The sequence below is a fragment of the Nocardioides lijunqiniae genome, from assembly GCF_015024225.1.
Classification (GTDB): Bacteria; Actinomycetota; Actinomycetes; order Propionibacteriales; family Nocardioidaceae; genus Nocardioides; species Nocardioides lijunqiniae.
Genome location: NZ_JACJGM010000015.1, coordinates 42,946 through 59,108, shown reverse-complemented (window position 1 = coordinate 59,108; position 16,163 = coordinate 42,946). Strand labels below are relative to the sequence as shown.

12 protein-coding genes are annotated in these 16,163 nt (G+C 71.6%); 11 read left to right on the top strand and 1 reads right to left on the bottom strand.

Going from position 1 to position 16,163, the window contains the following annotated elements; genetic code table 11:
* Positions 1–8: 8 nt before the first annotated feature.
* From nuoF to IRQ30_RS10875, 10 genes are all read left to right on the top strand, one after another.
* Positions 9–1,319 (top strand): NADH-quinone oxidoreductase subunit NuoF, encoded by a 1,311-nt coding sequence (gene nuoF, locus IRQ30_RS10920; RefSeq protein ID WP_193612901.1) that lies wholly within the window; start codon positions 9–11, stop codon positions 1,317–1,319.
* Positions 1,316–3,730, top strand: a complete 2,415-nt coding sequence (locus IRQ30_RS10915) for an NADH-quinone oxidoreductase subunit G (RefSeq protein WP_193612900.1) — start codon at positions 1,316–1,318, stop codon at positions 3,728–3,730. Before nuoF ends, IRQ30_RS10915 begins: the two co-directional genes overlap by 4 nt.
* Positions 3,727–5,067 (top strand): NADH-quinone oxidoreductase subunit NuoH, encoded by a 1,341-nt coding sequence (gene nuoH / locus IRQ30_RS10910; RefSeq protein ID WP_193612899.1) that lies wholly within the window; start codon positions 3,727–3,729, stop codon positions 5,065–5,067. The genes IRQ30_RS10915 and nuoH overlap by 4 nt, the downstream gene beginning before the upstream one ends.
* Positions 5,060–5,620, top strand: coding sequence for an NADH-quinone oxidoreductase subunit NuoI (nuoI, locus tag IRQ30_RS10905; RefSeq protein WP_193609479.1), 561 nt, complete (start codon positions 5,060–5,062; stop codon positions 5,618–5,620). Before nuoH ends, nuoI begins: the two co-directional genes overlap by 8 nt.
* Positions 5,617–6,444 carry an NADH-quinone oxidoreductase subunit J gene (locus IRQ30_RS10900; protein WP_193612898.1) on the top strand — a complete coding sequence of 276 codons (828 nt, stop codon included), beginning with the start codon at positions 5,617–5,619 and terminating at the stop codon, positions 6,442–6,444. The genes nuoI and IRQ30_RS10900 overlap by 4 nt, the downstream gene beginning before the upstream one ends.
* Positions 6,441–6,734, top strand: coding sequence for an NADH-quinone oxidoreductase subunit NuoK (nuoK, locus tag IRQ30_RS10895; protein WP_134740130.1), 294 nt, complete (start codon positions 6,441–6,443; stop codon positions 6,732–6,734). Before IRQ30_RS10900 ends, nuoK begins: the two co-directional genes overlap by 4 nt.
* Positions 6,735–6,750: 16 nt before the next feature.
* Positions 6,751–8,682 carry an NADH-quinone oxidoreductase subunit L gene (gene nuoL, locus IRQ30_RS10890; protein ID WP_193612897.1) on the top strand — a complete coding sequence of 644 codons (1,932 nt, stop codon included), beginning with the start codon at positions 6,751–6,753 and terminating at the stop codon, positions 8,680–8,682.
* The gene (locus IRQ30_RS10885; protein ID WP_193612896.1) at positions 8,679–10,223 is read left to right on the top strand and encodes an NADH-quinone oxidoreductase subunit M; all 1,545 of its coding nucleotides are present in this window, start codon (positions 8,679–8,681) and stop codon (positions 10,221–10,223) included. The genes nuoL and IRQ30_RS10885 overlap by 4 nt, the downstream gene beginning before the upstream one ends.
* Positions 10,223–11,812: an NADH-quinone oxidoreductase subunit NuoN gene (gene nuoN / locus IRQ30_RS10880; RefSeq protein ID WP_193612895.1), complete on the top strand. Its 1,590-nt coding sequence runs from the start codon at positions 10,223–10,225 to the stop codon at positions 11,810–11,812. The genes IRQ30_RS10885 and nuoN overlap by 1 nt, the downstream gene beginning before the upstream one ends.
* 71 nt (positions 11,813–11,883) lie before the next feature.
* Positions 11,884–12,816 (top strand): polyprenyl synthetase family protein, encoded by a 933-nt coding sequence (locus IRQ30_RS10875; protein WP_193612983.1) that lies wholly within the window; start codon positions 11,884–11,886, stop codon positions 12,814–12,816.
* Between the two features lie 18 nt (positions 12,817–12,834).
* Here the strand turns inward: IRQ30_RS10875 and rarD are convergent, their stop codons facing one another.
* Positions 12,835–13,746 (bottom strand): EamA family transporter RarD, encoded by a 912-nt coding sequence (rarD, locus tag IRQ30_RS10870; RefSeq protein ID WP_193612894.1) that lies wholly within the window; start codon positions 13,744–13,746, stop codon positions 12,835–12,837.
* Positions 13,747–13,913: 167 nt separating this feature from the next.
* On the opposite strand from rarD, the gene IRQ30_RS10865 reads away from it, so the two are divergent.
* Positions 13,914–16,145, top strand: a complete 2,232-nt coding sequence (locus IRQ30_RS10865) for an Ig-like domain-containing protein (RefSeq protein WP_193612893.1) — start codon at positions 13,914–13,916, stop codon at positions 16,143–16,145.
* Positions 16,146–16,163 lie beyond the last annotated feature (18 nt).

Genomic DNA, 16,163 nt, shown 5'->3' with positions numbered 1-16,163 from the left:
CTGGTTCAGTGAAGGGCACCCTCACCCCGGTCCTCACCGACAACTGGGGCTCCGAGCGCAGCTGGACGCTGGCGGCGTACGAGGCCCAGGGCGGCTACGGCGCGCTCAGGAACGCGCTCGCGATGGCGCCGGACGACGTCATCTCCGCGGTCAAGGACTCCGGGCTGCGCGGCCGCGGCGGCGCGGGCTTCCCGACCGGCATGAAGTGGAGCTTCATCCCGCAGGACAACCCCAAGCCCAAGTACCTCGTCGTCAACGCCGACGAGTCCGAGCCGGGCACCTGCAAGGACATCCCGCTGATGATGGCGACGCCCCACACCCTCGTCGAGGGCGTGATCATCAGCTCCTACGCCATCCGTGCCAACACCGCGTTCATCTACATCCGCGGCGAGGTGCTCCACGTCATCCGCCGGGTCCAGGCCGCCGTCGCCGAGGCGTACGCCGCCGGCCACCTCGGCAAGGACATCCACGGGTCGGGCTACGACCTGGACCTCGTCGTCCACGCGGGCGCCGGCGCCTACATCTGCGGCGAGGAGACCGCCCTCCTCGAGGGCCTCGAGGGCCGCCGCGGCCAGCCCCGCCTGCGTCCGCCGTTCCCGGCCGTCGCCGGCCTCTACGCCAGCCCGACAGTCATCAACAACGTCGAGTCCATCGCCTCCGTGCCCAGCATCCTGGAGCACGGCGCCGAGTGGTTCGCCTCGATGGGCACCGAGAAGTCCAAGGGCTACGGCATCTTCTCGCTCTCGGGCCACGTCACGAGGCCCGGGCAGTACGAGGCCCCGCTCGGCATCACGCTGCGCGAGCTCATCGACCTCGCCGGCGGCGTTCGCGAGGGCCACTCGCTGAAGTTCTGGACGCCGGGCGGCTCCAGCACCCCGCTGCTCACCGCCGACCACCTCGACGTCCCGCTCGACTTCGAGGGCGTGGGCGCCGTGGGCTCCATGCTCGGCACCCGCGCGCTGCAGATCTTCGACGAGACGACCTGCGTGGTGCGCGCCGTCCTGCGCTGGACGGAGTTCTACAAGCACGAGTCCTGCGGCAAGTGCACCCCGTGCCGCGAGGGCACGTGGTGGCTGGTGCAGACGCTGGCCGCGCTCGAGCGGGGCCAGGGCACGGAGGCCGACCTCGACCTGCTGCTCGACCAGTGCGACAACATCCTGGGCCGGTCGTTCTGCGCCCTCGGTGACGGCGCGACGAGCCCGATCTCGAGCTCCATCGCCCACTTCCGCGAGGAGTACCTCGCCCACCTCCAGCACGGCGGCTGCCCGTTCGACCCGGCCGCCTCGACCACCTTCGCCGCCGAAGGGGCACTCGCATGACCACCACGCCCGAGAAGACCGACGTCGACCTGGTCTCGGTGACCATCGACGGCATCCAGGTCAGCGTCCCGAAGGACACCCTGGTGATCCGGGCCGCCGAGCAGGTGGGCGTCCAGATCCCGCGCTTCTGCGACCACCCGCTGCTCGCGCCCGTCGGCGCCTGCCGCCAGTGCCTGGTCGACGTCCCCGACGCCGGCAACGGCCGCGGCTTCCCCAAGCCGCAGGCCTCCTGCACGCTCCCGGTCGCCGAGGGCATGGTCGTCAACACCCAGGCCACCAGCGAGGTGGCCGACAAGGCGCAGCAGGGCGTCATGGAGTTCCTGCTCATCAACCACCCGCTCGACTGCCCCGTCTGCGACAAGGGCGGCGAGTGCCCCCTGCAGAACCAGGCGATGTCCAACGGCCGCGCCGAGTCGCGCTTCTCCGCCTCGGGCGGCGTCAAGCGCACCTACCCCAAGCCCATCAACATCTCCGCGCAGGTGCTCCTCGACCGCGAGCGCTGCGTGCTCTGCGCGCGCTGCACGCGCTTCTCCGAGGAGATCGCCGGCGACCCGTTCATCGCGCTCATCGAGCGCGGCGCCCTCCAGCAGGTCGGGATCTACGAGAAGGAGCCGCTGCAGTCCTACTTCTCGGGCAACACGATCCAGATCTGCCCGGTCGGCGCGCTGACCTCCGCCGAGTACCGCTTCCGCTCGCGGCCCTTCGACCTGGTGTCCTCGCCCTCGGTCGGCGAGCACGACGCGTGCGGCTCGGCCATCCGCGTCGACCACCGACGCGGCAAGGTCATGCGCCGCCTCGCGGGCAACGACCCCGAGGTCAACGAGGAGTGGATCACCGACAAGGACCGCTTCGCGTTCCACTACGCCACCCAGGACGACCGGATCACCTACCCGCAGGTCCGTGACGAGGACGGCTCGCTGCGGCCGGCCTCGTGGCCGGAGGCGTTCGCCGTCGCCGCCCGCGGGCTGCGCGACGCCGGTCCGTCCGCGGTGCTCATGGGCGGTCGCCACACCGTCGAGGACGCCTTCGCCTACAGCACGTTCGCCCGCGTCGCGCTCGGCACGAACGACATCGACTTCCGCGCCCGCCCGCACTCCGCCGAGGAGGCCGACTTCCTGGCCTCCAGCGTCGTGCTCACGGGTCCCGGCGGCGGTGCCGTGACGTACGCCGACCTGGAGCGCGCCGCGACCGTCGTCCTCGTGGGCCTCGAGCCCGAGGACGAGGCCGGCGCGATCTTCCTGCGCCTGCGCAAGGCCACCAAGCACGGCACCCGCGTCGTCGCCGTCGCGCCTTTCCGCTCCCGTGGTCTGGAGAAGCTGGGCGGTCACCTCATCGCCACGCTCCCGGGCGAGGAGGTCGCCGCGATCGACGGTCTGCTCGGCCACGCCGACCACGGCGTGGACGCCTCCAGCGTCGTGCTCGTCGGCGATCGGATGGCCTCGGTGCCGGGCGCCCTGTCCGCTGCCGCCGCCCTCGCGGCCACGTCCGGTGCCCGGCTCGCCTGGGTGCCCCGTCGCGCCGGTGACCGCGGTGCGGTCGAGGCCGGCTGCCTGCCGAACCTGCTGCCGGGCGGTCGGCCCGTCGCCGACGCCTCCGCGCGCGTCGACGCCGCCGCCGCCTGGGGCGTCGACTCCCTGCCCGATGTCGCGGGACGCGACGGCGCCGCCATCGTGGCCGCGCTCGCCTCCGGTGAGCTGGGCGGCGTCGTGATCGGCGGCATCGACCCCGACGACACCGCCGATCCCGCCGCCACCCGCGCGGCGCTCGCGGCGGCCCGCTTCGTCGTGGCCGTCGAGCTGCGCGAGACCGACGTGACCCGCGGCGCCGACGTCGTGTTCCCGGTCGCCCCGGTGACCGACAAGGCCGGCACGTTCGTCACCTGGGAGGGCCGCACCCGGCCGTTCGAGGCCGTGCTCTCCAACCCGGCCTCGCTGCCGGACCTGCGCATCCTCGCCGGCATCGCCGAGGAGCTGGCCCAGCTCGGGCACGGGAGTCCGCTGGGCTTCCGCACCGTGCCCGAGGCGCGCGCCCGGATGATCGAGATGGGTGCCTGGGACGGCGAGCGCCCGGCCGCCCCGACCGTGTCCGCCGTACCTGCCGGGAGTGGTGAGGGCCTGGCCCTCGCGACCTGGAAGCAGATGATCGACGACGGCTCGATGCAGGACGGCGACAAGCACCTCGCCGCCACCGCCCGGCCCACCGTCGCCCGGGTCTCCCGTGCCGTCCTCGACGCCGTCGGCCCGACCGTGACCGTCACCGGCGACCGTGGCTCGGTGACGCTCCCGGCCGTGGTGGCCGACGACCTCGCCGACGGCGTGGTCTGGCTGCCCGCCCGGTCGTTCGGCCGCGGCGTGCTCGCCGACGTGGCCTCGCCCGGATCCCGTGTGACCGTGAAGGGAGACCCCTCGTGAGCCCGACCCTCGTCTCGGTCCTCGCCGCCGACGACCTCAGCGCCTTCGGCAAGGACCCGTGGTGGCTGGTCATCGTCAAGGCCGTGCTGATCTTCCTCGTGCTGGTGCTGCTCACCCTGTTCAACATCTGGTGGGAGCGCCGGGTCGTGGCCCGGATGCAGCACCGCATCGGCCCCAACGTCAACGGCCCCTTCGGCCTCCTGCAGTCCCTCGCGGACGGCGTGAAGCTGGCGCTGAAGGAGGACATCATCCCCAAGGCCGCCGACAAGGTGGTCTTCCTCCTGGCGCCCGTCATCGCGGTGGTGCCGGCGTTCGTGACGTTCAGCGTGATCCCGTTCGGCCCCGAGAACGTCGGGCTCCCGTTCACCGACCGCACCACCCCGCTCCAGCTCACCGACATGCCCGTGGCCGTGCTGTTCGTGATGGCCATCGCCTCGGTGGGCATCTACGGCATCGTGCTCGGCGGCTGGTCCAGCGGCTCGACCTACTCGCTGCTCGGCGGCCTGCGCTCGAGCGCGCAGATGATCTCCTACGAGGTCGCGATGGGCCTCGCGCTCGTCGCGGTGTTCCTCTACGCCGGCTCCATGTCCACCTCCGAGATCGTGGAGGCCCAGGACGACCTGTGGTTCGGCCTGATCCTGGTGCCGTCGTTCGTGATCTACGTGATCGCGATGGTGGGGGAGACCAACCGCGCGCCGTTCGACCTCCCCGAGGCCGAGGGCGAGCTCGTGGGCGGCTTCCACACCGAGTACTCCTCGCTGAAGTTCGCCCTGTTCTTCCTCGCCGAGTACATCAACATGGCGACCGTCTCCGCACTGGCCACGACGCTGTTCCTCGGCGGCTGGCACGCGCCGTTCTGGATCGACGAGATCTGGGCGGGCGCCAACGAGGGCTACGTGCCGCTGATCTGGTTCTTCGGCAAGGTGCTGTTCTTCGTCTTCTTCTTCATCTGGCTGCGCGGCTCGCTGCCCCGCCTGCGCTACGACCAGTTCATGGCGTTCGGCTGGAAGCGGCTCATCCCGATCGCGCTGGTCTGGATCATCGCGGTCGCGACGATCCGCACGATCTCCCTGGACGGCGACGGCATCGACCGGCGCTACCTCCTGATCGGCATCGGCGTGCTCGTGGTCGCGTTCCTGCTGCTGTTCTTCTTCGGGGAGGAGCGCGAGGACGCCGACGAGGCGCCGGCCCCCGCGCCGACCCCCGGCGGCTTCCCGGTCCCGGCGATGCCGGCCGGTGGCCCGGTGCGCGGTGCCGCGGCCCCGCTGACCTTCGACACCCCGATCTCGAGCCCCGCCCCTGCCGGCGCGGGCAAGGAGGCACACGCAGATGGCTGAGTCACGCGGCGTGAAGGAACAGTTCTGGGACCCCATCGCGGGGTTCGGCGTGACCTTCCGCACCATGTTCCGCAAGGTCGTCACCGAGCAGTACCCCTTCGAGAAGATGCCCACGGCGCCGCGCTTCCACGGCCGGCACCAGCTCAACCGGTACCCCGACGGCCTCGAGAAGTGCATCGGCTGCGAGCTGTGCGCGTGGGCCTGCCCGGCCGACGCCATCTACGTCGAGGGCGACCAGAACACCGAGGACGGCCGCTTCTCGCCGGGTGAGCGCTACGGCCGCGTCTACCAGATCAACTACCTGCGCTGCATCCTGTGCGGGCTGTGCATCGAGGCCTGCCCGACGCGCGCCCTCACGATGACCAACGAGTACGAGCTGGCCGACGACAACCGCGAGGACCTCATCTACGAGAAGTCCGACCTGCTGGCGCCGCTGCTGCCGGGCATGGAGCAGCCGCCGCACGCGATGCTCCTCGGCGACGACGAGGGCGCCTACTACCGCGGCGAGTTCTCGGCGCCGGCGCCCGCGCCGCGCGGGGAGGCCGCCCCGTGATCGCGTTCTGGGTGCTCGCCCCCGTCATGGTGCTCGCCGCCCTGGGGATCCTCTTCGTGCGCAAGGCCGTGCACGCCGCGCTCCTCCTGGCCGTCGTGATGATCAGCCTCGCGGTGCTCTACGCCGTGCTCGAGGCGCCGTTCCTCTTCGCGGTCCAGATCATCGTCTACACCGGCGCCATCCTGATGCTGTTCCTCTTCGTGATGATGATCGTCGGCGTCGACGCCTCCGACTCGGTCGTGGAGACCATCCGCGGCCAGCGGGTGCTCGCGATCCTCGGCGGCCTGCTGCTCGGCCTGGTGCTGGTCGTCGGCCTCGGCCAGATCACGCTCGGCACGACGGTCGGCCTGGAGCGGGCCAACTCCGAGGGCAACATCCAGGGCCTGGCCGACATCCTGTTCTCCCGCTACGTCTTCGCCTTCGAGGCCACGAGCGCGCTGCTCATCACCGCGGCCGTCGGGGCCATGGTGCTCGCCCACCGCGAGCGCCTGACGCCCAAGCCCGGCCAGGCCGAGCTGGCGCAGCAGCGCATGCGCGACTACGCCGACAAGGGCACCCACCCCGGCCCGCTGCCGCCGCCGGGCGTCTTCGCCCGGCACAACGCGGTCGACACCCCGGCCCTGCTGCCCGACGGCACCGCCTCGCGGGCCTCGGTCTCGCGGGTGCTGTCCGCGCGCGGCACCGTGCGCAGCGCGCCCGAGCTCGCCGACGACATCGAGGAGGTCCAGCGCTCGCTCGGCCTCGACGACCAGTCGCGGACCGACGCCACGCCCGAGACCAGTGGCAAGAGCGGCGCCACGGCCCACACGGAGGAGCAGCCGTGAACGAGTACATCGTCCTGTCGGCGATCCTGTTCAGCATCGGGTGCGTCGGGGTCCTGACCCGGCGCAACGCCATCGTGGTGTTCATGTGCGTCGAGCTGATGCTCAACGCCAGCAACCTCGCGCTGGTGACGTTCGCCAAGCAGCACGGCAACCTCGACGGCCAGATCGCGGCGTTCTTCGTCATGGTCGTGGCCGCCGCCGAGGTCGTCGTCGGGCTCGCGATCATCATGACCATCTTCCGGACGCGTCGCTCGGCCTCGGTCGACGACGCGAGCCTGCTGAAGTTCTGAGAGGGCCACGTCCGAGATGCACCTATTGACTGAGTCTGCCCACATCCCGGTGGTGAACCCCACCTCCGCCGACGGGATCTTCTCCCTGATGTGGCTCGTGATCGCGCTGCCGCTGGCCGGCGCCGTCGTGCTGCTGCTCGGCGGCCGCCTGACCGACCGGTGGGGCCACCTGCTCGGCACCGCGACCGCCGCCGGGTCCTTCGTCGTCAGCCTGCTGATGTTCCTCTCCCTGATGGACCGGGGCGAGGGGGAGCGGCAGATCTCGCAGGAGCTCTACAACTGGATCCACGTCGGCGGGCTCGAGGTCGGCATGGACCTGCTCTACGACCCGCTGTCGTCGCTGTTCCTGCTGCTGATCACCGGTGTGGGCACGCTGATCCACGTCTACTCCATCGGCTACATGGAGCACGACCCCCGCCGCCGCCGCTTCTTCGCCTACCTCAACCTCTTCGTCGCCGCGATGCTCATGCTCGTCATGGCGGAGAACTACGTCGGGCTCTTCCTCGGCTGGGAGGGCGTCGGCCTGGCGTCGTACCTGCTGATCGGCTTCTGGCAGCACAAGCCCACCGCCGCGGCCGCCGCCAAGAAGGCGTTCGTGATGAACCGCGTGGGCGACATGGGCATGGCCCTGGCGATCTTCCTGTTCTTCGTCACCTTCGGCACGACCAGCTTCAGCGGCATCAGCGCCGCCTCGTCGGGAGCCTCGGAGGCCACGCTCAACGCGCTCGGCCTGCTGCTCCTGCTCGGCGCGTGCGGCAAGTCCGCCCAGGTCCCGCTGCAGGCCTGGCTGCTCGACGCGATGGAGGGCCCGACCCCGGTCTCGGCCCTGATCCACGCCGCCACCATGGTCACCGCGGGCGTCTACCTCATCGTCCGCTCCAACTTCGTCTTCGAGCTCGCTCCGGCGGCCCAGACGGTCGTGGTCATCGTCGCCACGGTGACGCTGCTGTGGGGTGCGGTGCTCGGCTGCGCCAAGGACGACATCAAGAAGGCCCTGGCCGGCTCCACCATGAGCCAGATCGGCTACATGATGCTGGCCGCCGGTCTCGGCACCGCGGGCTACGCGTTCGCGATCTTCCACCTGCTCACGCACGGCTTCTTCAAGGCCAACATGTTCCTCGGCGCCGGCTCGGTCATGCACGGCATGAACGACGACGTCGACATGCGCCGCTACGGCGCGGTCCGTCACGCCATGCCGGTGACCTTCCTGACGTTCGCGATGGGCTACCTCGCGATCATCGGGTTCCCGGGGTTCTCCGGGTTCTGGTCCAAGGACAAGATCATCGAGGTCGCGCTGACCGAGAACCTCCTGGTCGGCATCGCCGCCCTCATCGGCGCCGGCATCACCGGCTTCTACATGACCCGGCTGATGCTGATGACCTTCTTCACCAACAAGCGGTGGAAGGAGGACGTGCACCCCCACGAGTCGCCGGCGCTGATGACCGTGCCGCTGATCGTCCTCGCGGCGCTCTCCGTCCTCGCGGGCGTGCTGCTCCTCGGCGACTGGATCGTCGAGTGGCTCACCCCGGTCGTCGGTCACGTCGAGCACCACGAGCCCCCGCTGCCCGCCCTGGCGATCACCGGCATCGTCGTGGCCGTCGTGGCCCTCGGCGTCGCCGCCGCGTGGTTCCTCGTCGCCCGTCGCGAGATCTCGCTGACCCCGCCGGAGGACGTCTCCTTCGCCACTCGCGCGGCGCGCGCCGACCTCTACGGCGACGCGATCAACGAGGGCCTGGTGGTCACCCCGGGCCGTCACCTCGTCAGCGGCCTGCTCACCTTCGACCGCCACGGCGCCGACGGCGTCTTCACCGGGGGCGCGTCCGCGGTCTCGGGGATCGGCGGTCAGCTACGGAAGATCCAGAACGGTTTCGTGCGCTCCTATGCCCTCTCCCTCCTCGCCGGCGTGCTCATCGTCGTCCTGGCCCTGCTGGCGGTGAACCTCGGATGAACGAGTTCCCCTGGCTCACCCTGCTGATCCTCGCCCCCCTCGTGGGTGCGGTGGTCGTGGGCTTCGCGCCCGCCGCCGTCACCAAGACGGCCGCGGTCGGCGTCGCCCTGCTCACGCTCGCGCTCGGGGTCGCGGTGGCCCTGCAGTTCGACCTCGACTCCGGCGGCATGCAGCTCGAGGAGCAGCACAGCTGGATCGAGGCGTTCGGCGTCCACTACGCCCTCGGCGTCGACGGGCTCGGCCTGCTGATGGTCCTGCTGACCGTCGTCCTCGTGCCGATCGTGCTGGTGGCCGGCTGGTTCGACGGCGACGACGGGAACACCCGGGCGTTCTTCGCGTGGGCGCTGGCCCTCGAGGGCCTCTCGCTCGCGGTGTTCTGCGCGACCGACGTCTTCCTCTTCTACGTCGTCTTCGAGGCCACGCTCATCCCGGCCTACTTCCTGATCGGCGGCTACGGCCGGGCCGGGCGGGGTGCGGCGGCCGTGAAGTTCCTGATGTTCCAGCTCGCGGGCGGCCTGATCCTGCTCGCCGCGGTCATCGGCCTGTACGTCGTCTCCGCGCAGCAGGGCAGCCCGTCGTACCTGCTCTCGGACCTGACCGAGCTCGACATCTCCACCGAGGCCGGACGCTGGCTGTTCGCCGGCTTCTTCATCGCCTTCGCGATCAAGGCGCCGCTGTTCCCGGTGCACACCTGGCTCGCCGACACCACGGAGAAGGCGACGCCCGGCGTCAGCGTGCTGCTGGTCTGCGTGCTCGACAAGATCGGCACCTTCGGCATGCTGCGCTTCTGCCTCGGGATCTTCCCCGAGGCCTCGCAGTGGGCCACGCCGCTGGTGATGGTGCTCGCCCTGATCTCGATCGTCTACGGCGCGCTCGTCGCGATCGGCCAGGACGACGTCCTTCGCCTGATCGGCCTCACGTCCCTGAGCCACTTCGGCTTCATCACCATCGGCGTCTTCGCCATGACCACCCAGGGCGGCTCCGGCGCGATCCTCTACATGGTCAACCACGGGCTCGGGACGGCCGCGCTGTTCCTGCTCGCGGGCTACCTGATCCGCCGTCGCGGGACCAGCCTGATCAGCCAGATGGGCGGCCTCGAGAAGGTCACCCCGGTGCTGGCGGGGCTGTTCCTGGTCGCCGGCCTGGCGACCCTCGGCCTCCCCGGCCTGAGCCCGTTCGTGTCGGAGTTCCTGGTGCTGCTCTCGGCCTTCGACTACGCCTGGTACGTCGGCGCCGTCGCGGTGACCGGCATCGTGCTGGCGGCGATCTACGTGCTCTGGATGTACCAGCGGGTCTTCACCGGCCCCGGGCTCCCCGAGCACGAGGGCACGCCCGACCTGGACCGGCGTGAGGTCGGCGCGGTCGCCCCGCTGATGCTGGCGCTCGTGCTGTTCGGCTTCTACCCGATGCCGCTGCTCGACGTGGCCAACCCCACCGTCGAGACGCTGCTCACCCACGTGGGGGTCAGCGACGACGAGCCCGACGTACCGGCCGACTCCGTGCCGGACCATGCCGCGACCGAGGAAGGGGGCGAGCACTGATGGAGTTCGTCAAGCCCACGCTCCAGTACTTCGAGCTCTCCCCGATGCTCATCGTCTTCGCAGCGGCCTGCCTCGGCGTCATCGTCGAGGGCTTCCTGCCGCGCGCCCGGCGCCACCTGGTGCAGGTCGTGGTGGCCGGGCTCGGCCTGGTCGCCGCCCTCGCCGTGACGGTGTGGGTCGCCACCGACCTCACCGAGCGCGGCAGCGGCGAGGCGCGCGGCCTGCTCGCCGCCAGCGGCACGATCGTCATCGACGGGCCCACGGTCTACCTGTGGGGCCTGGTCCTGCTCTTCGCGATCGCCGGTGTCGCCCTGTTCGCCGAGCGCCGCCTCGAGGGCGGGGTCTCGGCCTTCGCCGGCCAGGCCGCCGCGCTCCCCGGCACCGAGGCCGAGCGCCAGGCGTCGACCCGCGGGCTGGACCACACCGAGGTCTACCCGCTCCTGATGTTCGCCGTCGGCGGCATGATGCTCTTCCCGGCGTCCAACGACCTGCTGACGATGTTCGTCGCGCTCGAGGTGCTCTCCCTGCCCCTCTACCTGCTCTGCGGCCTCGCCCGACGTCGTCGCCTGCTGAGCCAGGAGGCGGCGCTGAAGTACTTCCTGCTCGGTGCGTTCTCCTCCGGCTTCTTCCTCTACGGCGTCGCGCTCGTCTACGGCTTCGCCGGCTCGATGCAGCTCGCCGAGATCAACGAGGCCGTGCGCAACGACGTCGGCAACGAGTCCCTGCTGCTGATCGGCATGGGCATGCTCGCCGTGGGCCTGCTCTTCAAGGTCGGCGCCGCGCCGTTCCACAGCTGGACCCCCGACGTCTACCAGGGCGCCCCGACCGCGGTCACCGCGTTCATGGCGGCCTGCACGAAGGTCGCGGCGTTCGGTGCACTGCTGCGCCTGTTCTACGTCGCCTTCGGCTCCGACCGCTGGACCTGGCAGCCGATGATGTGGGTCATCGCGATCCTCACGATGCTCGTCGGCGCCGTGCTGGCCATCGTGCAGACCGACGTGAAGCGGATGCTCGCCTACTCGGCCATCTCCCACACGGGGTTCCTGCTCACCGGCGTCCTCGGCGCGCAGGCGAGCGGGGAGCTGGCGGACGGCCAGGTCACCTCGCTGGAGGCCGTGCTCTTCTACCTCACCACCTACGGCTTCGCGACCGTCGGCGCCTTCGCGGTGGTGACGCTCGTGCGCGACTCCGGCGGCGAGGCGACGTCGTTCCCGCGCTGGGCCGGCCTGGGCCGCCGCTCGCCGTGGGTGGCCGGGGCGTTCGCGTTCTTCCTGCTCTCCATGGCGGGCATCCCGCTGACGGCGGGCTTCGTCGGCAAGTGGGCGGTCTTCACGGTCGCGATGTCGGCCGGCGCGTGGCCGGTCGTCGCCGTGGCGATCGTGGCCAGCATCGTGGCGGTCTACTTCTACATCCGGCACATCCGCCTGATGTTCTTCTCGGAGCCGGAGGACGAGGTCGCCGCGGTGACCGCGGCGTCCCCGCTGACGACGGTGACCATCGCCGTCTGCGCCGCGGGCACCCTGGTGCTCGGCGTCGTACCGGGGCCGGTGCTCGATCTCGTGACCCATGCGGGAGACTTCATCAGGTGAGCTCGATCCCCGCCCCGGAGCTGGCGCTCCCCATCAGTGACGAGGGGCTGGCCGCACGCCTCCGCGAGCGGATGGCGGTGGTGGAGACAGCCCTCTTCGAGCACGCGCAGAGCCGGGCGCCGTACGTCACCGAGGCGGCGCGCCACCTGCTCTCCGCGGGCGGCAAGCGGTTCCGGCCGCTGCTGGTGCTGCTGGCCGCCGAGGCGGGGCACCGCGCGGCGTCCGAGGAGGTGGTCACCGCGGCGTGCGTCGTCGAGATCACCCACGTGGGCTCGCTCTACCACGACGACGTGATGGACGAGGCGTCGCTGCGCCGGGGCGCCGACTCGGCCAACTCCCGCTTCGACAACCACGTCGCGATCCTCACCGGCGACTTCCTGTTCGCGAAGTCCTCCGAGCTCACGGCGCGGCTGGGCGCCGACGCGGTCCGCATCCAGGCCGAGACCTTCACCCGCCTGGTCGAGGGACAGATCCTCGAGACCGTCGCGCCGGGTCCCGACGACGACCCGCTCCAGCACTACCTCGACGTGGTCGCCGGCAAGACCGGCTCGCTGATCGCGACCTCCGCGCGCTACGGCGCCCGCTTCGGCGGCGCGAGCGCCGAGGTCGAGGAGGCGCTGACGGCCTACGGCGAGATCGTCGGCGCGGCCTTCCAGCTCTCCGACGACATCCTCGACGTCGCCTCCGAGTCCGTGGAGTCCGGCAAGACCCCGGGCACCGACCTGCGCGAGGGGGTGCCGACGCTGCCCGTGCTCATGGCCCGCGCCTCCACCGACCCCGCCGACGCGCGCCTGCTGCAGCTCCTCGACGCCGACCTCACCGACGACTCCCTGCACGCCGAGGCGCTCGACCTGCTCCGCAAGCACCCGGCCATGCAGGAGGCCCAGGCCTACGTCGTCGCCCGCGCCGAGGAGGCCAAGGCCCTGCTCGTGGCGCTGCCCGAGGGCTCGGTGCGCACGGCGCTCGAGGCCTTCGCCGACGTCGTGGCGGTCCGCTCCGCCTGAGGCCTCGGGCCCGACCCGCTACGAGCCGCCCGAGGCATGGGCAGCGAGCGTCAGCTGGCGCCTGCGGTGGCGCAGCGCGTCCACGGTGAAGACCGTGAGCGCGACCCAGACCAGGACGAAGCCCGCCCAGCGGCCGGGCGGCATCTCCTCGTGGAACCAGAAGACGCCCAGCCCGAACTGCAGCACGGGCGCGAGGTACTGCAGCAGGCCCAGCGACACCAGGGGGATCCGCGTCGCGGCGGCGCCGAAGCACAGCAGCGGCACGGCGGTCACCACCCCGGTGGTGGTCAGCAGCAGGGCGTGCTGCGCGCCGTGGGCGCCGAAGTCGGCGCCCCCGGTCGCGCCCAGCCAGGCGACGTACGCCGCGGCGAAGGGGGCGATCAGCGTGGTCTCGGCCATCAGCCCCTCGATCGCCCCGACGCCGGCGGTCTTCTTGGCCAGGCCGTAGGTGCCGAAGCTGAACGCCAGCACCAGCGCCACCCAGGGCAGCCGCCCGTAGTCCCAGCTGAGCACGAGCACGGCGACCAGGCCGACCCCCAGCGCCAGCCACTGCGGCCGCCGCAGCCGCTCGCCGAGCAGCAGCACGCCCATCAGGACCGTCACCAGGGGGTTGATGAAGTAGCCCAGCGAGGTCTCCACGACCCTGCCGTTGTTGACGCCCCAGATGTACATCGCCCAGTTGACCGTCACCGCGGCCGCGGACACCACGAGCAGGGCGAGGACGCGCCGGTCGCGCGCGAGCGCGCGCACCCGGGAGCCGCGTCGCAGCGCGAGGACCAGCAGCCCCATCGTCGCCAGCGACCACAGGATCCGGTGCGAGAGGATCTCCAGCGCGCCGGCGGGCTCCAGCAGCGGCCAGTAGAGCGGGAAGGCGCCCCACATCAGGTAGGCGGCGACGCCGAGGAGCAGCCCCTTCCTCGACTCAGCCACGGGCTCACCCTAGTGACGGGTGCGACCGCTGCCCGGCCGGGGCCGCGACAGCAGTTATCCCAAACAACTGCGCACGGGGCTGGCCCCTGCCTAGGTTGTCCAGGACGGCCCAGAACCCTGCGCGCTGGTGGACGACGTCCTCACTCTTCTCGACTGCTAAGGACAACATGAACACCACCGGCATCAAGCGGGGCCTCGCCCTCTCCGCCGTCACGGCTCTCGTGACGTCGGGGGCCGCCCTCCTCGGACCCGCCGCCACGGCCGCTCCGGGGGACCTGAAGCTGATCGGCGCCTCCGAGGACGGACTGGCCTTCGACCTCGACGAGCACGACCCCGATGACATCACCGTCACCCTCACCGACTCCCTCGGCCCCGTGGACATCGACGACGCCCAGGACCTCGAGTACTACTGGACCGTCACGCCGTTCGACGGGTCCCCCGCCACCGTCCGCGTGCCGGCGACGGGCACGGACGTGCAGACCGTCGACACCCTCGGAGAGTTCGTCGTGCCCCTCCCGACCCAGGAGTCCGGCACCTACGTCCTGACCGCCGGGCTCGGCGCCGGGCCCGTCACCGGGCCCGAGGCCGCCATGTCCACCGTCCTCACGGTCAAGGCCGGCGAGGCGCAGGTCGTCCTTGACGACAGCCCCCTGCAGGCGCCCGCGGGCAAGGACACCCCGGTCGCGGGCAGCCTCGAGCTCGAGGACGGCACCGGCCTGGCCGGCCGCGTCGTCGACCTCGAGCTGACCCGCGGGACGGCGGGCAACGACCCCGTCGCCGACGCCGGCTTCCTGGAGGACCCGCCGTCCGGGACGCTCGTGACGTCCCGCGCGGTGACCACCGACGCCGACGGCGGCTTCGCCGTCACGCTCAGCGACCCCGCCGAGGACGGTCAGGGCACCGAGCTCGGCGGCTCGGTCCTCGCGGCGACCGGCACCACCCCCGACGTCGGCGACGCCGACGCCGACGTGACCGTCGACCTCGACCTGGTCAGCGAGACGCTGCCGGCCGGCGCCACGATGGCGATCGGCGACCTCGGCGCCAGCACCCCCGGGCTGCCGCTGTCCAGCCAGCTGCTCGTGACCGCCCCCGACGACACCTTCGACGCCGACGGCACCCAGCCGGGCGTCCAGGGCGACGGCGACACCGACCGCGACCCGGTCGTCGGCCAGGTCTACGCCCTGGACATCGACAAGGGCTTCTTCACCACCGGCAGCGAGGAGCTCCCCTCGGTCCCGGGCGACCCGGCCGGCAACCTCGAGTCGCTCGGCACGTCGCTGTCGGGACTCACCGACGCGAACGGGGAGGTCCCCTTCGCGACCGGCATCGAGCGCGACCCCGGCTTCGACGACGACGGGCTCGTCACCGCGACCGTCACGGCCACGGCCGGCGACCGCACCCGCGAGGCGGAGGCCGACTGGGACACCGCCTTCGCCCTGAACGGCGGCGAGGTCAAGATCGTGCTCTCCCCGGCGAGCGAGCAGGACGCGGCGGTCAACCCGGCCCTCGAGGGCAACCGCGCCTACTACGACGTCTTCACGCTCGACCAGTTCGGCAACCCCGTGGCCGAGCAGAGCGTGCCGATCGACTACAGCGGCGACACGGACAACTTCGACTACAGCGAGGACTTCGTCACCTCCGACTTCGACCGCAAGGGCGACCTGTGGCTCGTCTCCTTCCAGCCCGGCGCCATCAAGCTCACCGGCACCTGGGACGCGCCGACGTACCTCTACGACGACGCCGCCGGCAACGCCAGCCCCGGCTCGTCGTCGCTGGTGACCGGCAGCGCCACCGCGGCGTTCTACGAGCTCGACTTCACCCGCTCGAGGTTCGCCATCGAGTCCTCCGCCCCCGGCGTGGTGGCGGTCGGGAGCGCGGTCACCCAGACCGTGCGGGTGCTCGACCAGCGGGGCAACCCGGTCCGCGGCTACACCGTGGACTTCTTCCGCGCCGGCCCCGACGCCGCAGGGAGCGGTGAGCCGCGCGCCAAGCGGGTCACCAACGCCCAGGGCCGGGCCTTCTACACCTTCGTCGGCGGCGCGGTCGGCAGGGCGCGGATCACCGCCCAGGTCAGCGACGGCCTGCGCCTGCGCACCCTCAGCGACGTCGTCACCTTCGGTGCGCCGGTCAACGCCCGGCTGGCCGGCGCCAGCAACGGCCGCGCCGCCGACGTGCTGACCGTGAGGGCGGGCAAGGCCGCCTCCGGGGCCCGCGTCACGTTCTACCGCGTCGTCAAGGGCAAGCGGGTCGCCGTCGCCACGCGCAAGCTCGACGCCACCGGCACCGTGCGCATCACGGCCAAGGACCGCAACCGGGGCCGCGCCACGGCGTACGTCGCCGAGGTCCGGGCCTCCGGCAAGTCGGTCGCGGACACCTCCAACACCAAGCGGGTGCGCTGACCTGGGCACATGGTGGGA

Bases quoted from the DNA above. Each gene is read 5' to 3' on its own strand.
- IRQ30_RS10885 (WP_193612896.1), top strand. From the start codon at position 8,679: ATGAACGAGTTCCCCTGGCTCACCCTGCTGATCCTCGCCCCCCTCGTG.
- nuoI (WP_193609479.1), top strand. From the start codon at position 5,060: ATGGCTGAGTCACGCGGCGTGAAGGAACAGTTCTGGGACCCCATCGCG.
- IRQ30_RS10875 (WP_193612983.1), top strand. From the start codon at position 11,884: ATGGCGGTGGTGGAGACAGCCCTCTTCGAGCACGCGCAGAGCCGGGCG.
- nuoL (WP_193612897.1), top strand. From the start codon at position 6,751: ATGCACCTATTGACTGAGTCTGCCCACATCCCGGTGGTGAACCCCACC.
- IRQ30_RS10915 (WP_193612900.1), top strand. From the start codon at position 1,316: ATGACCACCACGCCCGAGAAGACCGACGTCGACCTGGTCTCGGTGACC.
- IRQ30_RS10865 (WP_193612893.1), top strand. From the start codon at position 13,914: ATGAACACCACCGGCATCAAGCGGGGCCTCGCCCTCTCCGCCGTCACG.
- nuoN (WP_193612895.1), top strand. From the start codon at position 10,223: ATGGAGTTCGTCAAGCCCACGCTCCAGTACTTCGAGCTCTCCCCGATG.